Source organism: Butyricimonas faecalis (genome assembly GCF_003991565.1).
Lineage (GTDB): Bacteria > Bacteroidota > Bacteroidia > Bacteroidales > Marinifilaceae > Butyricimonas > Butyricimonas faecalis.
In genome coordinates, this window is the sequence record NZ_CP032819.1 from 226,829 (window position 1) to 248,904 (window position 22,076).

General features: G+C 42.9%; 18 protein-coding genes. 13 read left to right on the forward strand and 5 right to left on the reverse strand.

Annotated elements, in window-relative coordinates; all coding sequences use genetic code 11:
* Positions 1-150 precede the first annotated feature (150 nt).
* Entirely contained in the window at positions 151-687 is a 537-nt protein-coding gene (locus D8S85_RS00940; protein ID WP_106624394.1) for an NUDIX domain-containing protein, read from the forward strand.
* A 133-nt stretch (positions 688-820) separates the two neighbouring features.
* Positions 821-1,900 carry an Mrp/NBP35 family ATP-binding protein gene (locus D8S85_RS00945; RefSeq protein WP_106624395.1) on the forward strand — a complete coding sequence of 360 codons (1,080 nt, stop codon included), beginning with the start codon at positions 821-823 and terminating at the stop codon, positions 1,898-1,900.
* An 80-nt stretch (positions 1,901-1,980) separates the two neighbouring features.
* Here D8S85_RS00945 and tpiA read toward each other — a convergent pair whose 3' ends face one another.
* Genes tpiA through D8S85_RS00960 form a run of 3 tightly spaced genes read right to left on the reverse strand, consistent with a single transcriptional unit; the run spans position 1,981 to position 4,586 of the window.
* On the reverse strand, positions 1,981-2,751 hold the full coding sequence (tpiA, locus tag D8S85_RS00950; protein ID WP_106624396.1) for a triose-phosphate isomerase: 771 nt from the start codon (positions 2,749-2,751) through the stop codon (positions 1,981-1,983).
* 26 nt (positions 2,752-2,777) lie between these two features.
* Positions 2,778-4,022 carry a BT_3928 family protein gene (locus tag D8S85_RS00955; protein ID WP_106624397.1) on the reverse strand — a complete coding sequence of 415 codons (1,245 nt, stop codon included), beginning with the start codon at positions 4,020-4,022 and terminating at the stop codon, positions 2,778-2,780.
* Positions 4,023-4,046: 24 nt separating this feature from the next.
* A complete protein-coding gene (locus tag D8S85_RS00960) occupies positions 4,047-4,586 on the reverse strand; it encodes a DUF1599 domain-containing protein (RefSeq protein ID WP_106624398.1) in 540 nt (179 codons plus the stop codon).
* A 102-nt stretch (positions 4,587-4,688) separates the two neighbouring features.
* Here D8S85_RS00960 and folP point away from each other — a divergent pair, with 102 nt between their 5' ends.
* Complete coding sequence (gene folP / locus D8S85_RS00965) at positions 4,689-5,525, forward strand: dihydropteroate synthase (protein WP_127074710.1); 837 nt, start codon at positions 4,689-4,691, stop codon at positions 5,523-5,525.
* Between the two features lies 1 nt (position 5,526).
* Here the strand turns inward: folP and D8S85_RS00970 are convergent, their stop codons facing one another.
* Entirely contained in the window at positions 5,527-6,072 is a 546-nt protein-coding gene (locus D8S85_RS00970; RefSeq protein WP_106624400.1) for an RNA methyltransferase, read from the reverse strand.
* Between the two features lie 16 nt (positions 6,073-6,088).
* Positions 6,089-7,420, reverse strand: coding sequence for a tRNA (N6-isopentenyl adenosine(37)-C2)-methylthiotransferase MiaB (gene miaB, locus D8S85_RS00975; protein ID WP_106624401.1), 1,332 nt, complete (start codon positions 7,418-7,420; stop codon positions 6,089-6,091).
* 212 nt (positions 7,421-7,632) lie between these two features.
* Here miaB and htpG point away from each other — a divergent pair, with 212 nt between their 5' ends.
* The 10 genes from htpG to D8S85_RS01025 all read left to right on the forward strand — a co-directional run bounded on the left by htpG (position 7,633) and on the right by D8S85_RS01025 (position 22,068).
* Positions 7,633-9,684, forward strand: coding sequence for a molecular chaperone HtpG (htpG, locus tag D8S85_RS00980; RefSeq protein ID WP_106624402.1), 2,052 nt, complete (start codon positions 7,633-7,635; stop codon positions 9,682-9,684).
* Positions 9,685-9,777: 93 nt separating this feature from the next.
* The gene (locus D8S85_RS00985; RefSeq protein WP_106624403.1) at positions 9,778-10,392 is read left to right on the forward strand and encodes an HdeD family acid-resistance protein; all 615 of its coding nucleotides are present in this window, start codon (positions 9,778-9,780) and stop codon (positions 10,390-10,392) included.
* Between the two features lie 97 nt (positions 10,393-10,489).
* Positions 10,490-11,146, forward strand: coding sequence for a uracil phosphoribosyltransferase (gene upp, locus D8S85_RS00990; protein ID WP_106624404.1), 657 nt, complete (start codon positions 10,490-10,492; stop codon positions 11,144-11,146).
* 81 nt (positions 11,147-11,227) lie between these two features.
* Positions 11,228-11,554: a hypothetical protein gene (locus D8S85_RS00995; RefSeq protein ID WP_106624405.1), complete on the forward strand. Its 327-nt coding sequence runs from the start codon at positions 11,228-11,230 to the stop codon at positions 11,552-11,554.
* Between the two features lie 99 nt (positions 11,555-11,653).
* Positions 11,654-14,944, forward strand: a complete 3,291-nt coding sequence (gene secA, locus D8S85_RS01000; RefSeq protein ID WP_106624406.1) for a preprotein translocase subunit SecA — start codon at positions 11,654-11,656, stop codon at positions 14,942-14,944.
* 78 nt (positions 14,945-15,022) lie between these two features.
* Complete coding sequence (lgt, locus tag D8S85_RS01005; RefSeq protein WP_106624407.1) at positions 15,023-15,862, forward strand: prolipoprotein diacylglyceryl transferase; 840 nt, start codon at positions 15,023-15,025, stop codon at positions 15,860-15,862.
* Between the two features lie 79 nt (positions 15,863-15,941).
* On the forward strand, positions 15,942-16,415 hold the full coding sequence (locus tag D8S85_RS01010) for a nucleoside deaminase (protein ID WP_106624408.1): 474 nt from the start codon (positions 15,942-15,944) through the stop codon (positions 16,413-16,415).
* Positions 16,416-16,494: 79 nt separating this feature from the next.
* Positions 16,495-17,082, forward strand: a complete 588-nt coding sequence (locus D8S85_RS01015; protein ID WP_228423309.1) for an RNA polymerase sigma-70 factor — start codon at positions 16,495-16,497, stop codon at positions 17,080-17,082.
* 58 nt (positions 17,083-17,140) lie between these two features.
* Positions 17,141-18,304, forward strand: coding sequence for a FecR family protein (locus tag D8S85_RS01020; RefSeq protein ID WP_106624409.1), 1,164 nt, complete (start codon positions 17,141-17,143; stop codon positions 18,302-18,304).
* A 131-nt stretch (positions 18,305-18,435) separates the two neighbouring features.
* Positions 18,436-22,068, forward strand: a complete 3,633-nt coding sequence (locus D8S85_RS01025; protein WP_228423310.1) for a SusC/RagA family TonB-linked outer membrane protein — start codon at positions 18,436-18,438, stop codon at positions 22,066-22,068.
* The last annotated feature ends 8 nt before the right edge of the window (positions 22,069-22,076 follow it).

The window sequence follows — 22,076 nt, forward strand, 5'->3', positions numbered from 1 at the left end:
AGTTTTAATATACGTTTTATGCTGAAACGTGGCTAAATGTTACGTTCCCGAGCATTTTTCATGGATATATATTACAAATATGGGGAAAGGGAAAACTAGCTTGAGGTTTATTCGTTATATTTGATAGTTATTTTTTAATAAGTGAAGACAATGGAAGGACAATATTGTTATCAATATCCTCGTCCGGCGGTGACCACGGATTGCGTAATTTTCGGGTTTGACGGTGAGATATTAAAAGTGTTATTAGTGGAACGGGGAGGTGAACCTTATAAAGGTTATTGGGCATTTCCCGGAGGCTTCTTGAATATGGACGAAACGACGGACGAATGTGCCGTGAGGGAATTAGAGGAAGAAACGGGGTTGAAAAACGTGTTCGTGGAGCAATTACAGGCATTCTCCGATGTGGATCGAGATCCCCGGGGACGAACGATCACGGTGGCTTACTATGCTTTAGTGAATCCCGTGGACATGAAAGTGGCCGGGTATGACGATGCGGCAGATGCCCGTTGGTTTGCTTTGGCGGATGTTCCTTGCTTGGCTTTTGATCATGATCACGTGTTACAGGTGGCATTACATCGTCTGGCATTGAAAGTTTATTTGCAGTTGAACGGGATTGAGAGACCGGATGAACATTTCAAGAAATTTGATTTGAAGCGTTTGCAGGCTTTGATTCTTGATAAAATATAAGAATTGAAAATCGTAGGGCTTATGATTTGTACATGCAATTAACAACCGAATGTCGGTAAGTCATGGAATGTTTGTTGGGAAATTAATTTATAAACAGTAATTTTGTCTGGAAGATTTATAAAAAATAAATATTATGCAAGAGGTAGTAAAAGAGATACGTGACGTTTTGTCGGAAGTGAAATATCCCGGCACATCGAAAAGTATCGTTGCGCTGGATATGGTGCAGAATATAAAGGTCGAGGACAGTAAGGTGGATTTTCGCTTGGTATTTCAAAAGTCCAATGACCCGTTTGTGGGAGCGGTGAAAAAGAAATGCGAATCTCTGTTGAAAGAGAAATTAGGATATGCAACCGTAGAGATTGAAACCGTATTCGTACATGATTTGGAGAAGCCTCTAGCCTTGGAGAAGGTGAAACATATTGTTGCAGTGTCTTCGGGTAAGGGGGGAGTTGGTAAATCAACGGTAGCCTCAAATCTGGCGGTAGCCTTGGCTAAATTGGGGTATAAAGTCGGGCTAGTGGATGCTGATATTTATGGTCCCTCTATGCCGAAAATGTTCGGGTGTGAGGAGGCCAGTCCTTACATGGTAGAAGTAGGAGGTAAGGAGTTGATAGAACCGGTTGTGAAATATGGGGTGAAGTTGTTGTCAATCGGTTTTTTCGTGGATCCGGATTCTGCAACTGTCTGGAGAGGACCAATGGCTTCCAATGCTTTGAAACAGATGGTGGAAGGTGGTTTTTGGGATGAGTTGGACTTTATGTTGATAGATCTTCCTCCGGGAACGAGTGATATTCACTTGACGTTGGTTCAGACCGTGGCTTTGAGCGGTGCGATTGTGGTTAGTACACCACAACAGGTGGCATTGGCTGACGCCGTGAAGGGAATCAATATGTTTGAATCTCCTGGAATACAGGTTCCTGTATTAGGGTTGGTAGAAAATATGTCTTGGTTTACTCCAGCCGAACTACCGAATAATAAATATTATATCTTCGGTAAAGAGGGGGCCAAAAAGCTTGCGGCCGAGAAAGGATTGCGTTTGTTGGGACAAATTCCAATCGTGCAGAGTATCATGGAAGGAGGCGAGAACGGTAGCCCGGTAGCTTTGGATGAAGATAGTGTCACCGGACAAGCATTTATAGAACTGGCTCGTAATGTAGCTCATGCTGTTGATGAAACAGGGGAGACTGCGAAACGAGTTCGGGTAACGAGATAAGAAAAAAGGGGCTTGAGAAGGCCCCTTTCAATTTTTTTGCACGTAAGCATTATGCTAACTAAAGACTAAAAGCCCTTATCTTAGTGTTTAGCTCTTGCCTTGATGATCTCGAAGAAATCTGCCGCTTTTAGAGAGGCTCCACCAATAAGTCCACCATCCACGTCGGGATTGGAGAAAATAGCATCGGCATTTCCGGGGTTACAACTTCCTCCGTAAAGGATTGAAGTTTCATTGGCAACGGTTTGTCCATATTTCTCTGCTACAACTGAACGGATAAAGGCGTGCATTTCTTGAGCCTGAGCGGGAGTAGCGGTTTTACCGGTTCCGATAGCCCAAACGGGTTCGTAAGCAATTACCACGTGTGCAAATTGTTCTGGGGTAAGATTGAAGAGCCCGTCGGTCAACTGTTGTTTCACTACCTCGAAGTGTTTCTCGGCTTCTCTTTCTTCTAACACTTCGCCCACGCAGAAGATGATTTCCAACTTGCTATCTAAAGCTTGTGCCACCTTCTTCACGAGAATAGGGCTTGTTTCGCCATAGTAGCTTCTTCTTTCGGAATGTCCCAGTATCACGCATTTTGCTCCTGTGGAAGCGATCATGTCAGCTGAGACTTCACCCGTGTAGGCTCCGGCTTTTTCCGTTGCGCAGTTTTGTGCGGCAACCATGAGGGAAGTTTCCGTGATATTATGAGCCACTTTTGCCAAATGGATAAAGGGAGTGCCGAGAACCACGAGAACGCCTTCTCCACCTTCTTTATATCTCACGTAGTCATTCACTTCTCTTGCCAATTCAACTCCTTCTGCGAAGGTTTTGTTCATTTTCCAGTTACCTGCTACAATCTTTTTTCTCATATCTTTATGTTTTGAATTGTTTATGCTTAATAGTTTCTTTTCCTTTTTTTACGTGGAACCAGTAAATATACTACAAAGAAAAGAAGGATAATGGAGTAAACCAAATAAATTCGTTGCATTTGTTCCCTTGAATGCACACAATAAGCTGTTAAGTCAGTTTTCTGTAATTCTTTCACATCAGGAACATCTTTTCCGGCCCATTTGCCAAGAATTGTACCTTCCCGAAGAACAATCACGCCGGGGTTGGAGCGAATCATGGTTTTTAGCTGGATCTCGTCTGCCGTACAAAATTCGTAGGGAACGTGATACCGCTTTTTATATGCTTGAATGTCCTGTTCTGTGGATGAGGTTAAACCATAGAAGCGGAACCCTTTTTCTCGGGCATATTCTGCCAGTCGGTTGATGACGGGTTGACATTGCGTGTCACTCTGGTTAAGGTGGTATGCTACGGCAAGGATGGTATGATTATTGTCTTCCAGAATCTCGTCGGTGATGTTTCCGAGCGTGGGGTGTTCGATCACGAGGTCATGAATCGGTGTGATATATCCTTTCTTTACCAGTCGCTCCGAACTACTTTCGTACTCCCAGTTCAGCGTGTCTTGCCACGGGTAGTTTTCTTCCGTGAAAGATTGGATTTCTCCGGTTTGCCTGTTCCTGTACTTTAGTGTTACTTCGTATTGATCCTGTTCGGCTCCTTCGGGAAGTCTCATTTCTTCCGTGATATTCTTGCCGACAGCGTAAGGACGAAAATCCAGCACGGGCAGGTGATGATAGCAATAAATGGAAAGACATAACATCCCGGCTCCAGTCAGGGCGAGAATCGAAAATTGTCCCATCAAGGGGAGCGATGATTTATATTCCCTCCGGTACACGAAGACCATGATGGTCAACAGAAGCAAAATGATATTTTTCCAGAAGGTTTGCCAATTAGTCAGTACCATAGCGTCCCCGAAACAACCGCAGTCACTCACGGGATTCGTCAGTGCCAACACGAGGGTCAGCGGGGTGAAAAAAGCCATGAATAACAAGGAACCCCACGCCAAGCGGGACACCCATAAATTAAACAACAAGGCAATTCCGATTAGAAATTCTGCCAGAGAGAGTGCAAAGGAAAAAAACAACGTGGTTGCATTCATCCAGCCCATGCCGAAGGCATTGAAATAGTCAGTGAATTTGTAATCAGATCCTAACGGGTCAATCCCCTTCACGAATCCGGAATAGATAAATACGATCCCGACAATGATCCTGCAAAGGTTTTTGACGAGTTTCATGGCTATTGATTTTCAGGTTAGACCTTACTTTTGTTCTACAACAAGGCGAATCAGCGCAAAAACGGCGTAATTTACCATGTCGAAATAATTGGCATCGATACCCTCCGATATAATCGTGGCACCTTGGTGATCTTCTATCTGTTTTGTGCGGTTTATCTTCATCAGTATCAAGTCAGTGTACGAGCTGACCCGCATTTCCCGCCAAGCTTCATCGTAATCGTGATTCTTGGCAAGCATCAATTCCTTCGCTTTTTGGAAATAATTCTGATATAGACGAAGAACTTCATCCTGGGGAGTGTCGTTACCCGCTCCCAGTTGAAGTTGAATCAGTCCCATAATGGAATAATTGATGATTCCTATAAATTCGGGAACGATCCCTTCCCCAACTTTGGTAACTCCCTTTTCTTCTATACTGCGTATGCGGTTTGCTTTGATATATATCTGGTCCGTGATGGAGGTCGGACGAAGTATTCTCCAGGCAGTTCCATAGTCCTGCATTTTTTTCACGAAGATATCCTGACATATATCTATCACTTTATCATATTCTTGTGCTGTATTTGGCATACTCTATTTATCATTTGATAATGAAATCTGAAAAATAAATTGTTAATTTGTCCCGTAAAAGTACTCAAATAATTGAATTTTGGAAATTGAAAGTTGAAAATTATGACACATATAACGATTGGAGCGGAAAAGGTGAGTCTGGAGAAACCCGTGGTAATGGGTATATTGAATGTGACACCGGATTCTTTTTATGACGGGGGAAAATACACGAGCGAGTTGAAAATTATGGAACGGGTGGATGAGATTGTAGAACAAGGTGCAGCGATTATTGATGTGGGGGCATATTCTACCCGTTCGGGAGCGGCGTTCGTGGATGCTCAAGAGGAGTTGTCCCGGTTGAGTTTTGCCGTAGAGTTGATTCGTAAATACCATCCGCATCTTCCAGTGTCTATCGATACATTTCGGGCGGATGTGGCGAGAGAAATTAGTCATTGTCTCGGACCGATTATAATTAATGATATTTCCGGGGGAACGATGGATGAGAAAATGTTCGAAACGGTAGCGGAATTAGGATTTCCTTATATTATGATGCATATTCAGGGAACACCTCAGGATATGCAGGTGAATCCGCATTATGATGATGTCGTGAGAGAGGTTCGGGAGTTTTTCATGGAACGCATTGCCCGGTTGAATACCTTGGGATTCAATAATATTATTTTGGACCAAGGATTTGGGTTTGGAAAGACCGTGGCTCATAATTACGAATTGATGGATAAGATGGAGTCTTTCTTGGATTTGGGGTATCCTTTGTTAGTGGGAATTTCCCGGAAATCGATGATCTGGCGTTTGTTGGAGATCACACCCCAAGAAGCATTAAACGGAACAACCGTGTTGAACACGATTTCCCTGTTGAAGGGAGCACGCATTCTCCGGGTTCATGATGTGCGAGAGGCCGTGGAAGCCGTGAAAATCGTGGAAGCTATGAAAATGAGTTCGTAAACTATTTTAGTTGTTTATAGAATAGCGGGTGAATGACCTGCCACAGTACGATTCCGGCGGTGACGGATATATTGAATGAATGTTTTGTCCCGAATTGGGGAATCTCGATGCAGTCATCTGAAAGATCAACGACCTCCTGTTGCACGCCTTTCACCTCGTTCCCGAAGATAAAAGCGTATTTTTTTCCACTTTCGATGGCGAATTGCTCCAGGGAAATACTATTTTCCACTTGTTCCACAGACAGGATCATGTACCCCTCGTTTTTCAATGCCTGGACGGCGTCGGTCGTTTCCTCGAAATATTCCCAGGCCACGCTTTCTTCCGCTCCGAGGGCTGTTTTGTGTATTTCCCGGTGGGGTGGTGTCGCTGTGATACCGCAAAGGTATATCTTGGAAAGCCGGAAGGCGTCGGACGTGCGGAACACGGAACCGATATTGTTTAAACTGCGCACGTTGTCCAGTACGACCACGATGGGGAGTTTTTCAGCATCTTTGTACTCTTCCGTGGTGAGTCGGTTCAGTTCTTCATTGAGGAGTTTGCGAGACATGGTAATAGTTGATTTTTCAATTTTTAATGGCTTCACCGATAAGAGTTGCGGGAGTACATTCCGTGACACGGACTTGAACGAGTTCTCCGACTTTAGCCCCGTTATCTGGGAATACGATCACCTTATTTTGACTACTGCGACCGAAAAGTTCATCCGATTTCTTTTTGGAAACACCTTCCACGAGAACCTCGAACACTTTACCCACATCTTTCAAATTACTTTGGTGAGAAATCTCCACCTGCATATCAATAAGTTCCTGCAAACGGCGTCCTTTCACTTCCTCGTCCACGTTATCCGGCAAGTTACGAGAAGCCATGGTACCCGGACGTTCCGAGTATTTGAACATAAAGGCGGAGTCAAACATAACCTCTTTCATCAAGGCAAGGGTTTGCTGGTAATCTTCCTCGCTTTCGTTGTGGAAGCCGACGAACACGTCCGTGGAAATTCCACAATCAGGGACAATCTCTCGGATAGCATGAATCCGGTCAAGGTACCATTCTCTGGTATATTTTCGATTCATGTCTTTCAGTACGGAATTACTTCCGGATTGGAAAGGCAGGTGGATATGTTTGCAAATATTGGGATAGGTGGCGATCGCACGTAGAATGTCGTCATTCATATCTTTCGGGTGTGATGTGGCAAAACGAATACGCATGTGGGGAACCGTTTTGGCAACCATTGCAAGCAATGCCGGAAAATTTACTTCCAGATTATCTCCCCGCCAAAGGTAAGAATTTACATTTTGACCGAGTAGCGTCACCTCCTTGTAACCTTTGGATTGGAGATCGAGGACTTCATTTACGATACTCCTGGGACTCCGGCTACGCTCGCGGCCCCGGGTGTACGGAACAATACAATAGGTACAAAAATTGTTACATCCCCGCATGATGGAAACAAAACCAGAAATGGCAGTTTCGTCGATACGGGAAGGGCATATGTCTTTGTAGGTTTCCGTGGTGGAAAGTTCAATGTTGATTGCTTTTTCACCTTTTTCGGCTTTCTCTATTAAAAGCGGGAGATCCATGTAGGCATCGGGACCGACCACGATATTCACATTTTTCTCCTGTTCGAAGAGAGCCTCGCCCAAACGTTCCGCCATACATCCCATGATGGCTACCAGCACGTGCGGGTTCTTTTTCTTTACTTCGGAAAACCCTTGTACCCGTCCGCGAACCCGTTGTTCTGCATTTTCACGCACGGAACACGTGTTCACCAGAATGACGTCTGCTTCACTTTTTTCTTGCGTTCGTTGATATCCTTTATCTTCCAAGATCGCCGCAACTACTTCACTGTCTGTCACGTTCATTTGGCAGCCGTAAGTCTCTATATAAAATTTCTTTACCTTCATTCCTAATTTTATTTGCAGGGGGCAAAGGTAATGAATTTGAAAGTTATATACAACTTTACAGCAAACCAACTCCCTCCTTCGGGGTGCATCCTCGTTTATAGAGGAGGTCGTATGGAATTACTGCCAATTCGGCAGGGTGTAGGGTTTGGCATAACTATTGTCATTCAATTGTCGTGAAATTTGAAGTATAATTAAATTAAAAATATAAAGTTATGTCAACAGGAAAGATTGGAGTTTCAACAGGGAATTTGTTCCCGATTATCAAGAAATTTTTATACTCGGATCACGAGATTTTTTTGAGAGAGATTGTTTCGAATGCCGTGGACGCTTCTCAGAAAATGAAAGTGTTGGCTTCGAACGGGGAGTTTAAAGGTGAACTTGGTGAGTTGAAGGTAAGAGTGAAGGCTGACAAAGCGGCAGGAACATTGACGGTATCAGATAACGGTATCGGTATGACACAGGAGGAAGTGGAAAAGTATATCAACCAGATCGCTTTTTCCGGTGCGGAGGAATTCATGAACAAATACAAGGATAACGCTGCTGCCATTATCGGGCATTTCGGATTAGGTTTCTATTCTTCGTTCATGGTGAGTGATCGGGTGGAAATCGTGACCAAATCTTATAAAGAGGGGGCGAAGGCTGTAAAATGGTCATGTGAAGGAAATCCGGAATATACCTTGGAGGAGACGGAAAAGGCCGAGAGAGGTACGGATATTATCATGCATATCAGTGAGGAAGAGAAAGATTTTCTGGAAGATGCTAAGGTGAACGAGTTGCTGACCAAGTATTGCAAATTCTTGCCGATAGAGATTATTTTTGGAAAGAAGAAAGAGTGGAAGGACGGGGAATACAAAGATACGACGGAAGATAACGTGATTAATGATACGAATCCGGCGTGGACCCGTAAACCGGCCGACTTGACGGAGGAAGATTACGGGAAATTCTATCACGAGTTGTACCCGATGGCTCAGGACCCGTTATTCCATATTCACCTGAACGTGGATTATCCTTTTAACTTGACAGGTATATTGTATTTCCCGAAGATCGATAACAAGTTCGAGATTCAGAAAAACAAGATTCAATTATATAGCAATCAGGTGTACGTGACGGATTCCGTGGAGGGAATTGTGCCGGAATACCTGACATTGTTGCATGGTGTGATCGATTCTCCGGATATCCCGTTGAACGTATCCCGTTCTTATTTACAGAGCGATCGTAACGTGAAGAAAATCTCAAGTCATATCACGAAGAAAGTGGCTGACAGCTTGAGTGATATTTTCACGAATAAACGGGAAGATTACGAGAAAAAGTGGGATGATTTGAAGATTTTCATCCAATATGGTATGTTGACGGATGAAAAATTTGCCGAGAGAGCCAAGACCATCTTCTTGTTCAAGAACACGGAAGGGAAATATTTCACGTATGAAGAGTACGAGAACCTGATTAAAGCTAACCAAACGGATAAAGATAATAAGGTGGTATTCCTGTATGCCACGGATGTAAAAGAGCAGTACACGTATATTGAGACAGTCAAGGGCAAAGGATATGATGTGCTGTTGATGGATGGACAATTGGATACGCACTTTATCAACCATTTGGAACAAAAGAATTCCGACCATCGGTTTGTTCGGGTGGATTCGGATGTGATCGACAAGTTGATTTCGAAAGAAGAGACGAAAGAGGTCTCTTTGAGTCATGAAGAACAAGAGGAATTACGTGCCGTGTTTACTTCCCAACTGCCGAAAGAAGAAGGAATGTTCATGGTTAATTTCGAAGCTATGGGTGAAAATGCTGATCCGGTGATCGTGACACGTTCTGAATTCATGCGTCGTATGAAAGAGATGGCAGCCATGAATCCGGGTATGGGATTCTACGGGGCTATGGGTGATCAGTACACTTTGGTGGTAAACACGGATCATAAGTTAGTGAACACGATCTTGGAGAACGAGAAAAAGGAAATGAGCGCCCGGTTGGAGCCGATTAATTTCGAGATCAAGGAAACGGAAAAGAAAGAGGCAGAACTGGACGAGTTGAACAAGGGTAAGAAAGACGAGGAGATTCCTCAAGTGGATAAAGATCGGAAGAGCGAGTACCATAAGACCATTGCTGATCTGAATAAACAAAAGAACTCGTTGCTAGAGGAGTACGGAAAAGGTAATAAAGTTGTGGGTCAATTGATTGACTTGGCATTGTTAGCAAACGGGCTACTGAAAGGCGAGGCGCTGAACAGGTTTGTAAAGCGAAGTGTTGAACTGATTAAATAAAAAATTAAGCCGGACAGGTCGTCCGGCTTAATTTTTTCAAAAATAATCACTACTTTCGTTGACGAATTTCGTATAAATTAAAAAATACAAGTTATGCAGATTATTTATACTTCAGGAAATTACAAAAGGACCGTCGTTAAATCGATCGTGGCGATTGTTTTAGGTCTTGTGCTCGTGCTGTGGCCGACAGAAGTATTGAATTACACGGTAAAAATTATCGGTGCCGTATTTTGCGTTACCGGGATTATTTCTTTCCTGGTATCCATGCGGGATCAGGATGAACGTTCTGCCTGGGGATTGACCTCTTTTAACGGGATTGGGAGTATCATCCTGGGTATCCTGTTGTGGTCGATGGCTGATTTCTTTACCAATATGTTGATGTACCTGTTGGGATTTATCTTGATCGTTGCGGGTATCGGACAATTGGTGATGTTGACTTCAGCAAGAAAATTCGGGTATATCGCTCCGTTGAGTTACGTGTATCCGGTAATTATTTTGTTGGCCGGATTGATCGTTTTTGCTAACCCCTTCTCGGCAAAGGAAGGAATTATTACTTTCTTCGGGGCTGTTACGATATTTTACGGGATAACGGATTTGATTAATCATTACAAGGTAAATCAGTTGCGTAAGGAGACGCATGAGGCTGAGCAACAACAAAAACTGGGAGGTAGCGAAATTGAAGATGCGGAGTATGAGGAAATAGAATAAGGATTTATGATTTACGATTTGTGATTTATGATTGTAAAATTATAGATTAGAGGATGTGTGTGTGTGAAAGAAAAGTTTAAGAAAAGAAATAGATCAAATGGTGCATATTATTAACAAGGAGGATTCGGTTTGTAATCATTTTTTAGCAGAACTTAGAGATAAAGAAATTCAAAAAGATCCGTTGCGTTTTCGTCGGAATCTGGAACGAGTGGGAGAGGTAATGGCTTACGAAATCAGCAAGACATTTCATTATGCAACGCGGCAGGTGCAGACTCCGATTAACGTGGCTGATGTCAGATTGGCAGACGAGGGAGTAGTGGTGGCATCCGTGTTGCGTGCGGGATTACCTTTCCATCAAGGTTTTTTAAATTATTTTGACCGTTCCGGGAGTGCTTTTATTTCGGCAAGAAGGAAATACAAGGAAAATCACATCGATTTTGAAATTCGTTTCGACTCGATTTATACACCAAGTTTAGAAGGGAAACAACTGTTACTGGTTGATCCGATGTTAGCCACGGGAGCCTCTATCGTGGTGGCTTATCATGAGTTATTGAAACAAGGTGGAAGACCTGCACACACGCATATCGCAGCCATTGTTTCCAGTCGTCAAGGTATTGAGAAGCTTACGGAAGCTTTGAAAGATGAACCGGTAACGGTTTGGACGGGGGCATTGGATGAGCATTTGACGGAAAGTTGCTACATTGACCCGGGAATCGGTGATGCCGGAGATTTGGCTTTCGGGGAAAAACTGTAAGAACTAAAAACTATAAACTAAAACATAAAAGATAAGAGCTAAAAATTAAAAAGTTAGGAGAAAAGCATTATCTTTGGCGGTATGGAAATGAACAAATATTTGATAGCAGCCTTGTATGTTGTCGCCGGATGCGTGGCAACCCTGCCGATAAATGTGCGTGGGGGAAATGTATCCGTGAAGACGGATTGTTATCGTTTGTTAGTTTCTTCTACCGAAAAGGTAGTTACGGTTTCTACCGAGAAAAGATCCTCGGAGGATTTTGATTATGGCGATTTCTACAATCAGAATCACGCGAAAAACGAGGATACTGTAAAAGTTTGTACTACATATTCATCTGTTGTTCTTCCGGGTTGGAAAGTACCGGAAATTGCAGCCAATCCTATCCGGGCTCCTGGGGAAATGGAATGATTTCGGATGTATGATTTTAGATATATGATTGAATGACTAAAGGAAATTTGTGCTTAGTCATTTCCAATTTTTAATTTTCAATTTTCAATTGTATAAACTATGGGATTTAACGATATATTAAAACGTCTTTTTGGTAACAAGGCTGACCGGGATATGAAAGAGTTGTTACCAATTGTTTCAAAAGTAAATGCGGAGTGGGAGAAGATCAAGGGAGTGAGCCATGATGAGTTGAGGCAAATTTCGGCTGATCTGAAAGCAAAGATTCATGCTCACGTGAAAGCGGAAGAAGATGAAATTGCTGCGTTGAAAGCAAAAGTGGAAAATGAAAAACCTTCGATCGAGGAAAGAGAGGAGATTTATAACCGGATCGATAAGCTGGAAGAACAGATTAACACAAAACTGGAAGATGTTTTAAACGAGATACTGCCTTTGGCTTTTGCCGTGATGAAAGATACGGCAAGACGTTTCAAGGAGAACAAAGAGATCGTCGTGAAAGCTAATGATTTTGACCGTAATCTTGCCGTAACGAAAGATTTCGTGGAGATTGACGGTGAGGATGCGGTTTATTTCAATTCATGGATGGCCGGAGGAAATGAAGTAACATGGGATATGGTTCACTATGACGTGCAGTTGATCGGTGGTTCCGTGTTACACCAAGGTAAAATTGCCGAGATGGCTACCGGTGAAGGTAAAACGTTAGTAGCTACCTTACCCGTATTCTTGAATGCCTTGACAGGCCGCGGGGTACACGTGGTTACGGTCAATGATTACCTGGCAAAACGTGACTCCGAGTGGATGGGACCTCTTTACATGTTCCACGGTTTGTCGGTTGATTGTATTGACAAGACGGAACCGAACTCCCCAGAGAGACGGAAAGCTTATCAAGCAGATATTACTTTCGGAACGAACAATGAATTCGGTTTCGACTACTTGAGAGATAACATGGCTATTCACCCGGAAGACCTGGTACAACGCAAGCATCATTACGCGATTGTCGATGAGGTCGACTCCGTGTTGATTGACGATGCCCGTACCCCGTTGATTATTTCCGGTCCGGTTCCGAAGGGAGACATTCAAATGTTTGATGAATACAAACCTCGTGTGGAAAAGTTGGTGCGTATGCAGCGCGAATTGGTTGCCCGGATTTTCACGGAAGCTAAAACGTTGTTGGCTAGCGGTGATCGGAAACAAGAGGAACAAGGGGCTATATTGTTGTTGAGAGCGTATAAGGGATTGCCTAAATATAAGCCATTGATCAAGTTCTTGAGCGAACAGGGCAACAAGGCTACCTTGGTGAAAACCGAGAATATTTATATGCAGGAGAATAACCGTCGTATGCCGGAAATTACGGATGAACTTTATTTCGTGATTGATGAGAAACAAAACTCTATCGATTTGACGGATAAAGGGCATGATACGATTACGGCCGCGGGTGAAGATCCGAATTTCTTCATCTTGCCGGATGTGGGTTCTGAATTGGCCGAGATCGATAAGATGAACCTGACCGAGGAGGAGAAGCTGGAGAAAAAAGATCAGATGGTGCAAAATTATGCTGCCAAATCCGAGCGTGTACACACGGTGAACCAGCTGTTGAAAGCATACACCTTGTTCGAATTGGATGTTGAATACGTGGTGATCGACAACAAGGTGAAGATCGTGGACGAGCAAACGGGACGTATCATGGAAGGACGTCGTTATTCCGATGGTTTGCACCAGGCTATCGAGGCAAAGGAAAACGTGAAAGTAGAGGCTGCCACACAAACATTTGCCACGATCACCTTACAGAACTATTTCCGTATGTACCATAAGCTGGCCGGTATGACCGGTACGGCAGAAACGGAAGCGGGTGAGTTCTGGGATATTTACAAGTTGGACGTTGTGGTTATCCCGACAAACAAACCGGTGATCCGAAAGGATGCTAATGACTACGTGTACAAAACGAAACGTGAGAAATACAACGCGGTGATCGAAGAGATTACCCGATTGGTTGGAGAAGGCCGACCGGTATTGGTGGGTACAACTTCCGTCGAGGTTTCCGAATTGTTGAGCCGTATGTTGAAATTGAGGGGTATCAAGCATAACGTATTGAATGCGAAGTTGCATCAACGGGAGGCGGATATCGTGGCTGAGGCAGGTAAATCACAGGTGGTTACAATTGCAACCAACATGGCCGGTCGTGGTACCGATATCAAGTTGAGTCCGGAAGTACGTGCCGCAGGTGGTTTGGCCATTATCGGTACGGAACGTCACGATTCTCGTCGTGTCGACCGTCAGTTGAGAGGTCGTGCCGGACGTCAGGGTGACCCGGGTTCTTCTCAATTCTTCGTGTCATTGGAAGATGATTTGATGCGTTTGTTCAGTTCTGAGAGAATCATCCGGGTGATGGACCGTTTAGGTCACGAGGAAGGTGATGTGATCCAACATTCCATGATTACCAAATCCATCGAACGTGCACAACGTAAGGTGGAAGAAAATAACTTCGGTATCCGTAAGCGTTTGCTGGAATATGATGATGTGATGAACTCTCAACGCGAGGTAATCTACAAGAAAAGACGTCACGCCTTGCTGGGAGAGAGAATCGGTGTGGATATTGCCAACAACATGTATGATGTATGTGAGGCTTTGGTGGAAGAACACAAAGAGGCGAATGATTTGGAAGGCTTCCGCATGGATGTGTTGAAATATCTTGCCGTTGATTTTGATATAAAGGAGGAAGATTTTCAGAAGACTTCTGCCAACGACTTGACCGAGAGATTGTACAAGGAAGTACGGGATACATTCAGTCGCAAAACGGAAACTATTGCTAAACAGGCTTTCCCGGTGATCAAGAATGTTTTCGAACAGAGAGGGGAAATGTTCAAGAATATCGTGGTGCCCTTTACCGATGGAAAACGGGCTTACAATGTCGTGGCTAATCTTGAGAAGACTTACAGATCTGAAGGTGAGGAATTGATTCGGGCTTACGAAAAGTCCATCATGTTGGCCCATATTGACGACGCGTGGAAAGAACACTTGCGTGAAATGGATGATTTGAAACAATCCGTGCAGAATGCAACTTACGAGCAAAAAGATCCTCTGTTGATCTATAAATTCGAGTCGTTCAACTTATTCAAGAGCATGGTGGACAAGATTAACAAAAATGTCGTGTCTACCTTGATGAAAGGACAAATTCCTTTTGATGCCCCTGAAGAAGTAAAGCAGGCGGAAGAGAAACGGACTGATTTAAGTAAGATGCGTACCGGACGTAGTGATTCTCCTGCCACTCAGACCAATCAAGCTCCCCGTAAAACCGAACCCGTGAAAGTGGGTCCCAAAGTAGGACGTAATGATCCATGCCCTTGCGGAAGCGGAAAAAAATACAAGAATTGCCACGGGAAGGGGGAAGAATAAAATAATTTTAGATTTATGATTGATGATTTTAGATTCTTTCTGTAATCGTCAATCATAAATTTTAAATCGTAAATAATTATGGTTTCATTATTTATCAACTGGGATGTCAGTCCCGAATTAATTAGTTTAGGTGGTTTCTCGATTCGTTATTACGGGTTGTTATTTGCCTTGGCTTTCGTGTGCGGGTATAAAGTGGAGGAGAAGATGTTCAAGTCGGAAGGATTAAGCCAGCAATGGTTGGACAAATTGTGGATATACGTGGCGGTTGCCACGGTAATCGGGGCTCGGTTAGGCCATTGTTTCTTTTATGATTGGGCATATTATAGCGCTCATCCGTTTGAAATTATTCTGCCGGTTCGGTTTCAACCGGAATTCCGTTTTACCGGATACCAAGGATTGGCCAGCCACGGGGCTGCAATCGGTATTATTGCCGGGTTGTGGTACTATTCCAAGAAGGTAAGTAGGAAATCAATATTCTGGATTTTGGATCGTGCCGTAATTCCAATTGCTTTGGCAGGATTCTTTATCCGGATGGGAAATTTGATGAACTCGGAGATTGTCGGTTTACCGACGGATTTGCCTTGGGGATTCCGTTTTGTACATTCCGGGATGTCAGATCCGATGACTCCCCGTCATCCGGCACAGTTGTACGAAGCCATCTGTTACTTGATCAGTTTTGCTATTTTAATGCATTTGTATTGGAAAACAAAAGCGAAAGACCGTCAAGGATTTCTTTTCGGAATGTTTTTGGTACTGATCTTTACCGCTCGTTTTGTGATCGAATTTGTGAAAGAGAACCAGGAAGCCTTTGAAGACACCATGACCTTGAATATGGGGCAATGGTTGAGTATTCCATTTGTGCTGGTCGGGATTTACATGATTTGGAGAAGCGGGAAACAGACAAAATATAAAATTTAGAATTTAGAATTTAAAATTTAGAATGAATCACAGAATGGGTACCCCGTTGTGTGGTAGGAATCATAAATCAAAAATTTAAATGGCATATAATCCTGAATTTATGAAGGAGGCAATTCGTATTGCCGTGGCGAACGTGGAGAAGGGGACGGGAGGACCGTTTGGGGCAGTCGTTGTGCGGGACGGAAAAATTATTGCAACTTCCGGAAATACGGTTGTTCCCGATAATGATCCCACGGCTCACGCGGAAGTGAACGCTATTCGCAAGGCTTGCAAGCAACTTGATTCTTTCCAGTTGAAAGATTGTGAGATCTATTCCAGTTGTGAACCTTGTCCCATGTGTTTGGGGGCGATATACTGGGCAAGACCGGCACGAGTGTATTATGCTTGCACCAAGGAAGATGCCGCTGCCGGGGGATTTGATGATTCTTTTATCTATAAAGAAATCGTGTTGGATGGCCCTATGCGTTGCATCCCGTTTGAGAACAAACGAGAAGAGGGTGCGGGAGAGGAATTCAGGCTTTGGCAGGCGACCAATAATAAAACGAGATACTAGAAAAAGAAAGTGAAATTTTTGGTATAAAAGATTATTGTATATTTGTCCGGTAGAAAAAACGGATAGATTTTGATGATCGATGATGGAAATGGATAATGGTACGGAACAATTGATTATAGAACTTCGGGAGGGAAAAGAATGTGCTTTTGTGAAGGTATTTCGTACGTATTATGCACCATTATTGAATTATGCGGGGCGTATTTTACATGATACGGAGTTGGCGAATGATGTAGTGCAGGAGGCTTTTTGCGGATTGTTTGAGAGACGCAAGGAATTGAAAGGGAATATGTTGTTGCGGCCTTATCTTTACAAGGTGGTATATAATAGTTGTTTGGATGCAATCAAGCATCGTAAGGTGGAGAGTAACTATATCAATCAAGAGTTGTTGGACTTTTATTTCTCGAAAGTGGTGGAAACCCCAGAGGCGGAATTGTTGTTAGTAGAGGAGGATTTGATAGGGGCGATTCAAGAGGCAGTAGAGCGATTGCCCGAACGTTGTCGGGAAATATTTGAATTGAGTAAAATGGAGGGGTTATCCAATAAACAAGTCGCAGAAAAGTTGGATATCTCCGTGAAAACGGTTGAAAACCAGATGACAATAGCTTTTTCCCGTTTACGGAAAGAGTTAGAATGGTTATTGTGTATCATTTTTTTTCAAAATTTATAAAAAATCTTTGGGGGTAAATTCGTCTTTAGTCGTTATAAGTGTGTAAAACGGAAAAATAATGACTTGTAATTTTGATAAAGATGAATTAATATTAAAAGTTTTGGATGGGGTGGCTACCCCGGAAGAGATTTTGATGTTATCCCGGTGGATGGAAGAGGATCCGGCGAATGAGATTTATTTCAATCAATTGAAAAAAGCATGGAATCTTATGAGCGGCCCGTTTCCTTCCAAAGAGAGAGAAGAAAAGGAACTGTGTCGTTATGTGGAATATATTCACGCAAAACACAAGAGGCATCGCTTGTATCGGGTGTACAAATATGCGGCGATCTTGATATTACCATTGTTGGTGAGTATTTATTGGTTGCAAAAGGAACAGACGGCAGAGAATGCTTCATCGATGGCTGTTGGTATGAAAATAGAGCCGGGTGAATGTAAAGCGACTTTAACCACGGCAACGGGAAATGTTATATCGTTGATTCCAACGAAACAGGTTGATATTCAAATTGATGAAAGGATTAAAGTAACAAACGGGGAAACTGGAATTGTTTACAATGAAACTAAAAGTGCGAAGACCGAATTGCAGTATAATATTTTACATACTCCGAGGGGCGGTGAATACACGGTGACGTTGTCAGATGGTTCGCGGGTGTATTTGAATGCCTCATCGAAAATGAAATATCCCGTGGCATTTGACGATCAAAAGAGAGAGGTATATCTGTCGGGAGAGGCTTATTTCGAGGTAGCGAAAGACACGAATTGTCCCTTTTACGTGATAACGGACGCGATGCGAGTGAAAGTTTACGGGACGGAATTTAGCGTGAATACGTATGGACCGCAAGGAGTTCAGACGGTATTGGTGTCGGGTAAAGTTGGGGTGCAAGGAAAAAATTCGAAAGAGGAGTATATCATGAAGCCTTCACAATTGGCTGAGTTTAGTAATGATGGACAATTTAAAGGAATTCGAGAGGTAAATCCTTTGGTTTACACTGCTTGGAAGGATGGGTATTTCGTTTTCGAGGAGGCGAGCTTGGAAGAGATATTGGAGAGGTTGTCGCGGTGGTATAACGTGGATGTGTTTTTCAGTAGTGAAAAAGTGAAAGCATATCATTTCACCGGGTATATGGAGAAGTATGAGGATGTAGAAGTGATTTTGAGAGCAATAAATAAAATGGTAAATGTGCGTTTTGCATTAAAAGATAGAACGATAGTTGTGACAGAATAAAAAAGAAGCGGCAGGAGTCCTAGGAAAACATACTGCCGCCAATATTAATTTAAAATAATTACAAATATATGAGAAAAAAATGGTTATGCCAACTTTTAGGGGGGCATAGAAAACGAAAAGTCTTACTAGTGATGAAACTTTGTATTTCATTGATGCTGTTTTTCACGTTAGGATTATCGGCATCGACATTGGGACAACAAGAGCGAGTGAATCTTGATCTGAAAAATGTTTCAATTAAGGTGTTATTTGACGAGATTCAAAAGCAGACGAATTTGTTCTTTGTTTTTAACACGGAACAGGCAAAAAGTTTGGGTACGTTTTCCGTAAAGGCCAAAGATGAAACCGTGGAAAGCGTTTTAAACAAAGTGTTGGAGAATACAGGAATGGTGTTCGAGTTTGACGGGAAGTTGATTATCGTTCGTCCAGAACCAGAAAAGAATGTTCCAGAAAAAGTCACGGTGAAAGGAGTCGTGAAAGATAAGAAAGGGGAAGTGTTACCGGGAGTGACTATCCGGGTGAAGGGAACGGCCTTGGGATTCGCGACGAATATGAAAGGAGAGTTCAGCTTTGATTTGCCGAAACGGGATAGCTTGGAGTTGATTTTTTCTTTCGTGGGATACAAACAACGCTCCGTGCTTGTAAAGGATAGCGAAAAATCGTTGTCAGTCGTTTTGGAAGAGGATGTGCAGGTAATGGATGAAGTCGTTGCTCTGGGATACTATTCCGTTGACAAACGTCATTTGACGAGTGCGGTGACAACCTTGAAAATGGATGATATTATGCAACCGGGAATAAGCACGGTGGACCAAATGTTGGAAGGACAGGTACCGGGTATGATATTCATGCAGAATAGTGGTCAAGTGGGTGCGACTCCTAAGATCAAAATACGAGGTACGACAACTTTATTAGGGAGTCAGGCTCCGTTGTGGGTCTTGGATGGTATGATTTTGACGGATCCGGTAAACGTGGATCCTGCCGATATCAATAGTTTGGATTTCGTGAATTTATTGGGTAATGCCATTTCCGGGTTGAATCCCGATGATATAGATAAAATTGACGTATTGAAGGATGCTTCAGCCACAGCAATTTACGGTCCGCAGGCTTCGAACGGAGTAATCGTGATCACTACGAAAAAAGGGAAAATCGGCAAGCCATCGATTTCTTATTCCGTGTCGGGAACTTTTCGTAGAGCTCCCCGTTATACAGACCGTGCGGTGAATGTGATGAATTCTCAAGAACGTATCGATTATTCTCGAGAGGTGGTCGATGGAAAACAGGAAGTTCCCACGCTGAGTAGTTGGGTGGGATATGAAGCAGCTTATTCCGATTATTTGAGCAATAAGATTACCCGTGATGAGTTTATTAGCCAAGTACGGGAAATGGAAACGGTGAATACAGATTGGATGGGACTTCTTTTGCAAGATACGTATTCGCATGCACACTCGTTAAGTATTTCCGGGGGAACGGAAAATATTCGTTATTATGCTTCCGTGGGATATACTGATGAGCATGGAAATACCAAAGGGGAGGAGAATAAGCGCTATACGGCTATGACTCGCTTGAACTTGAACTATAATAAATTCTCCATGAATTTTGGTTTGAATGCTTCAATCATGAAAAAGGATTACACGCCGGAGCAAGTGGGTGTTGCTGATTATGCTTACAATACGGCTCGTAGTTTGAAAGCTTATAATGAAGACGGGACGCCTTGGTTTTATCAAAGAGATTATCATGGTGCTTATGACCGGAGCTTCAATATACTTAACGAAATGAAGAATTCTTATAACAAGATCAATACCGATCAGATCTCTTTGAATATTACTTTAGGGTATCAGGTATTGAAAGATTTGAAGGCGGATTTTACGTTCTCGTACGGTATTTCCCATACCGATAACAACGAGTATTACGGGGAGGATACTTGGCATATACTTAAATTGAAAAATTTGTATATGGAAACTGGGGAAGTTAATATCCCTACATCATTGGCACCGTTTGGCGGTCAATTGACCTTAGATAATACGAAAAATGAGAATTATTCCGCCCGTACAACATTAACATATAATCGTTTCTTGGATGAGGAACAGGAGCATGCCTTTACAGCTAACGTCATCGGAGAATTGAGTTCATCGACTTATAACGGTTTTAAGATCACCAAAAGGAATTATTTGCCGGATAGAGGAAATTTTTTCAACCCAGTAGGATGGTCGTATTCATCAAATACTCAATATACGCAGTATTTCATGTGGACACAGACGGAAGAGGCGTTGGGAACATTGAAGGATAATTTGACGAGAAAGGTGGCTTTGATTGGGAGTGTTTCGTATGCCTATAAAAATTCTTACATCTTGAATGGTAATATAAGAATCGATGCATCCAATGCTTTCGGAGATGCCAGCAACGATCGGTTATTACCGATTTGGTCTGCTTCTTTCCGATGGAATTTGGACGAGAACTTATTGAAGAACGTGTATTGGGTGAATTCCTTGGCCTTGAAGATGTCTTACGGTTGGCAAGGAAATATGTCGGCATTAGGTTCACATCGTTTGGTGATCCAAAAGAAGGGGAGAAATAATTTCTTCGGAGAAAATTATTCTTTGATCGATAATTATCCTAATCCCAATTTGAAATGGGAACGGACATCGACCTACAATATCGGGTTGGATTTCTCGTTATTCAATAATAAATTTAACGGTAACATCAGTTATTATTACCGCTACACGAAGGATGCATTCTTTAGCAAGTCCATATCGCCCGTGAACGGAAGGGATAATTACACGGTAAATCAAGGAAATTTAAGGAATCAAGGATACGAGTTGACATTGAATTTCGTGCCGATCAACACGATGTTGAACAGTGCAAGCGTGAGCGGTGAACGTAGAGGATTTATCTGGCGTTTCGACCCTAATTTCGGTTCGGTATTTAACCAATTGATCGATAAAATCAAACCGAAAGATAAAGTGTTGCAGGACGAGATTAAATATACTGATTATTTGAGCGGAAACGTGCAAGTCGCTGGGCGTCCGGTGAATACATTCTATTCTTATCGCTTTAGGGGATTGAATCATGACACGGGTGCCCCTGAATTTTATGGTATGGATAAATACGTGGAAGTGAATGGAGAGAGTGTACGTCTCGGAGATATCTATAAAGAGATGGATCGGGAGGATGTATGGATGGAAGTGATGGAACATTCCGGTTGCCGCGAGCCTTTCTTGCAGGGAAGTATTAGTAATTACTTGGGATGGCGCAATTGGGGTTTATCCTTCAATTTGGCGTATAGCATCGGTTCTAAAATCCGTTTGTTTAAGATGTACCCGAATGGGGGTGGCGTAACGAGTTCCGAGAAAAATCTGCGCAGGGAATTGACAGAACGTTGGCAACGTCCGGGAGATGAGTTACACACGAATATCCCGGGAATATTGAAAGGGGCTGACTGGGAGGCTGCAAATAGACCGTGGTGGTTTGATTATTCAGCATTTAAATTTGCAGGAAATTTGTGGGAGGTATATGATAATTCCAATTTGCGAGTGGCTTCCGGTGATTACTTGAAATTGTCAAGTTGTTCTTTGCGGTACGTGGTGCCGGAAAAAATTTGTCGGAAATTGTATATGCAATCGGCTTATTTGAGCGTGAGCGGCTCGAATTTATTCACGATTTGCAGTAAAAAGTTGAAGGGACAGGATCCGTCGCAATCGGGTTCATCGAGTCTGATCAATATTTCCGTTCGACCGACATACACGCTTCAATTAAACGTAACTTTCTAATTTTGACG

What these genes read in the sequence shown, in the direction of transcription:
- D8S85_RS00940 (WP_106624394.1), top strand. Translation starts at nt 151, where the DNA reads ATGGAAGGACAATATTGTTATCAATATCCTCGTCCGGCGGTGACCACG.
- D8S85_RS00945 (WP_106624395.1), top strand. Translation starts at nt 821, where the DNA reads ATGCAAGAGGTAGTAAAAGAGATACGTGACGTTTTGTCGGAAGTGAAA.
- tpiA (WP_106624396.1), bottom strand. Translation starts at nt 2,751, where the DNA reads ATGAGAAAAAAGATTGTAGCAGGTAACTGGAAAATGAACAAAACCTTC.
- D8S85_RS00955 (WP_106624397.1), bottom strand. Translation starts at nt 4,022, where the DNA reads ATGAAACTCGTCAAAAACCTTTGCAGGATCATTGTCGGGATCGTATTT.
- D8S85_RS00960 (WP_106624398.1), bottom strand. Translation starts at nt 4,586, where the DNA reads ATGCCAAATACAGCACAAGAATATGATAAAGTGATAGATATATGTCAG.
- folP (WP_127074710.1), top strand. Translation starts at nt 4,689, where the DNA reads ATGACACATATAACGATTGGAGCGGAAAAGGTGAGTCTGGAGAAACCC.
- D8S85_RS00970 (WP_106624400.1), bottom strand. Translation starts at nt 6,072, where the DNA reads ATGTCTCGCAAACTCCTCAATGAAGAACTGAACCGACTCACCACGGAA.
- miaB (WP_106624401.1), bottom strand. Translation starts at nt 7,420, where the DNA reads ATGAAGGTAAAGAAATTTTATATAGAGACTTACGGCTGCCAAATGAAC.
- htpG (WP_106624402.1), top strand. Translation starts at nt 7,633, where the DNA reads ATGTCAACAGGAAAGATTGGAGTTTCAACAGGGAATTTGTTCCCGATT.
- D8S85_RS00985 (WP_106624403.1), top strand. Translation starts at nt 9,778, where the DNA reads ATGCAGATTATTTATACTTCAGGAAATTACAAAAGGACCGTCGTTAAA.
- upp (WP_106624404.1), top strand. Translation starts at nt 10,490, where the DNA reads ATGGTGCATATTATTAACAAGGAGGATTCGGTTTGTAATCATTTTTTA.
- D8S85_RS00995 (WP_106624405.1), top strand. Translation starts at nt 11,228, where the DNA reads ATGGAAATGAACAAATATTTGATAGCAGCCTTGTATGTTGTCGCCGGA.
- secA (WP_106624406.1), top strand. Translation starts at nt 11,654, where the DNA reads ATGGGATTTAACGATATATTAAAACGTCTTTTTGGTAACAAGGCTGAC.
- lgt (WP_106624407.1), top strand. Translation starts at nt 15,023, where the DNA reads ATGGTTTCATTATTTATCAACTGGGATGTCAGTCCCGAATTAATTAGT.
- D8S85_RS01010 (WP_106624408.1), top strand. Translation starts at nt 15,942, where the DNA reads ATGGCATATAATCCTGAATTTATGAAGGAGGCAATTCGTATTGCCGTG.
- D8S85_RS01015 (WP_228423309.1), top strand. Translation starts at nt 16,495, where the DNA reads ATGATGGAAATGGATAATGGTACGGAACAATTGATTATAGAACTTCGG.
- D8S85_RS01020 (WP_106624409.1), top strand. Translation starts at nt 17,141, where the DNA reads ATGACTTGTAATTTTGATAAAGATGAATTAATATTAAAAGTTTTGGAT.
- D8S85_RS01025 (WP_228423310.1), top strand. Translation starts at nt 18,436, where the DNA reads ATGAAACTTTGTATTTCATTGATGCTGTTTTTCACGTTAGGATTATCG.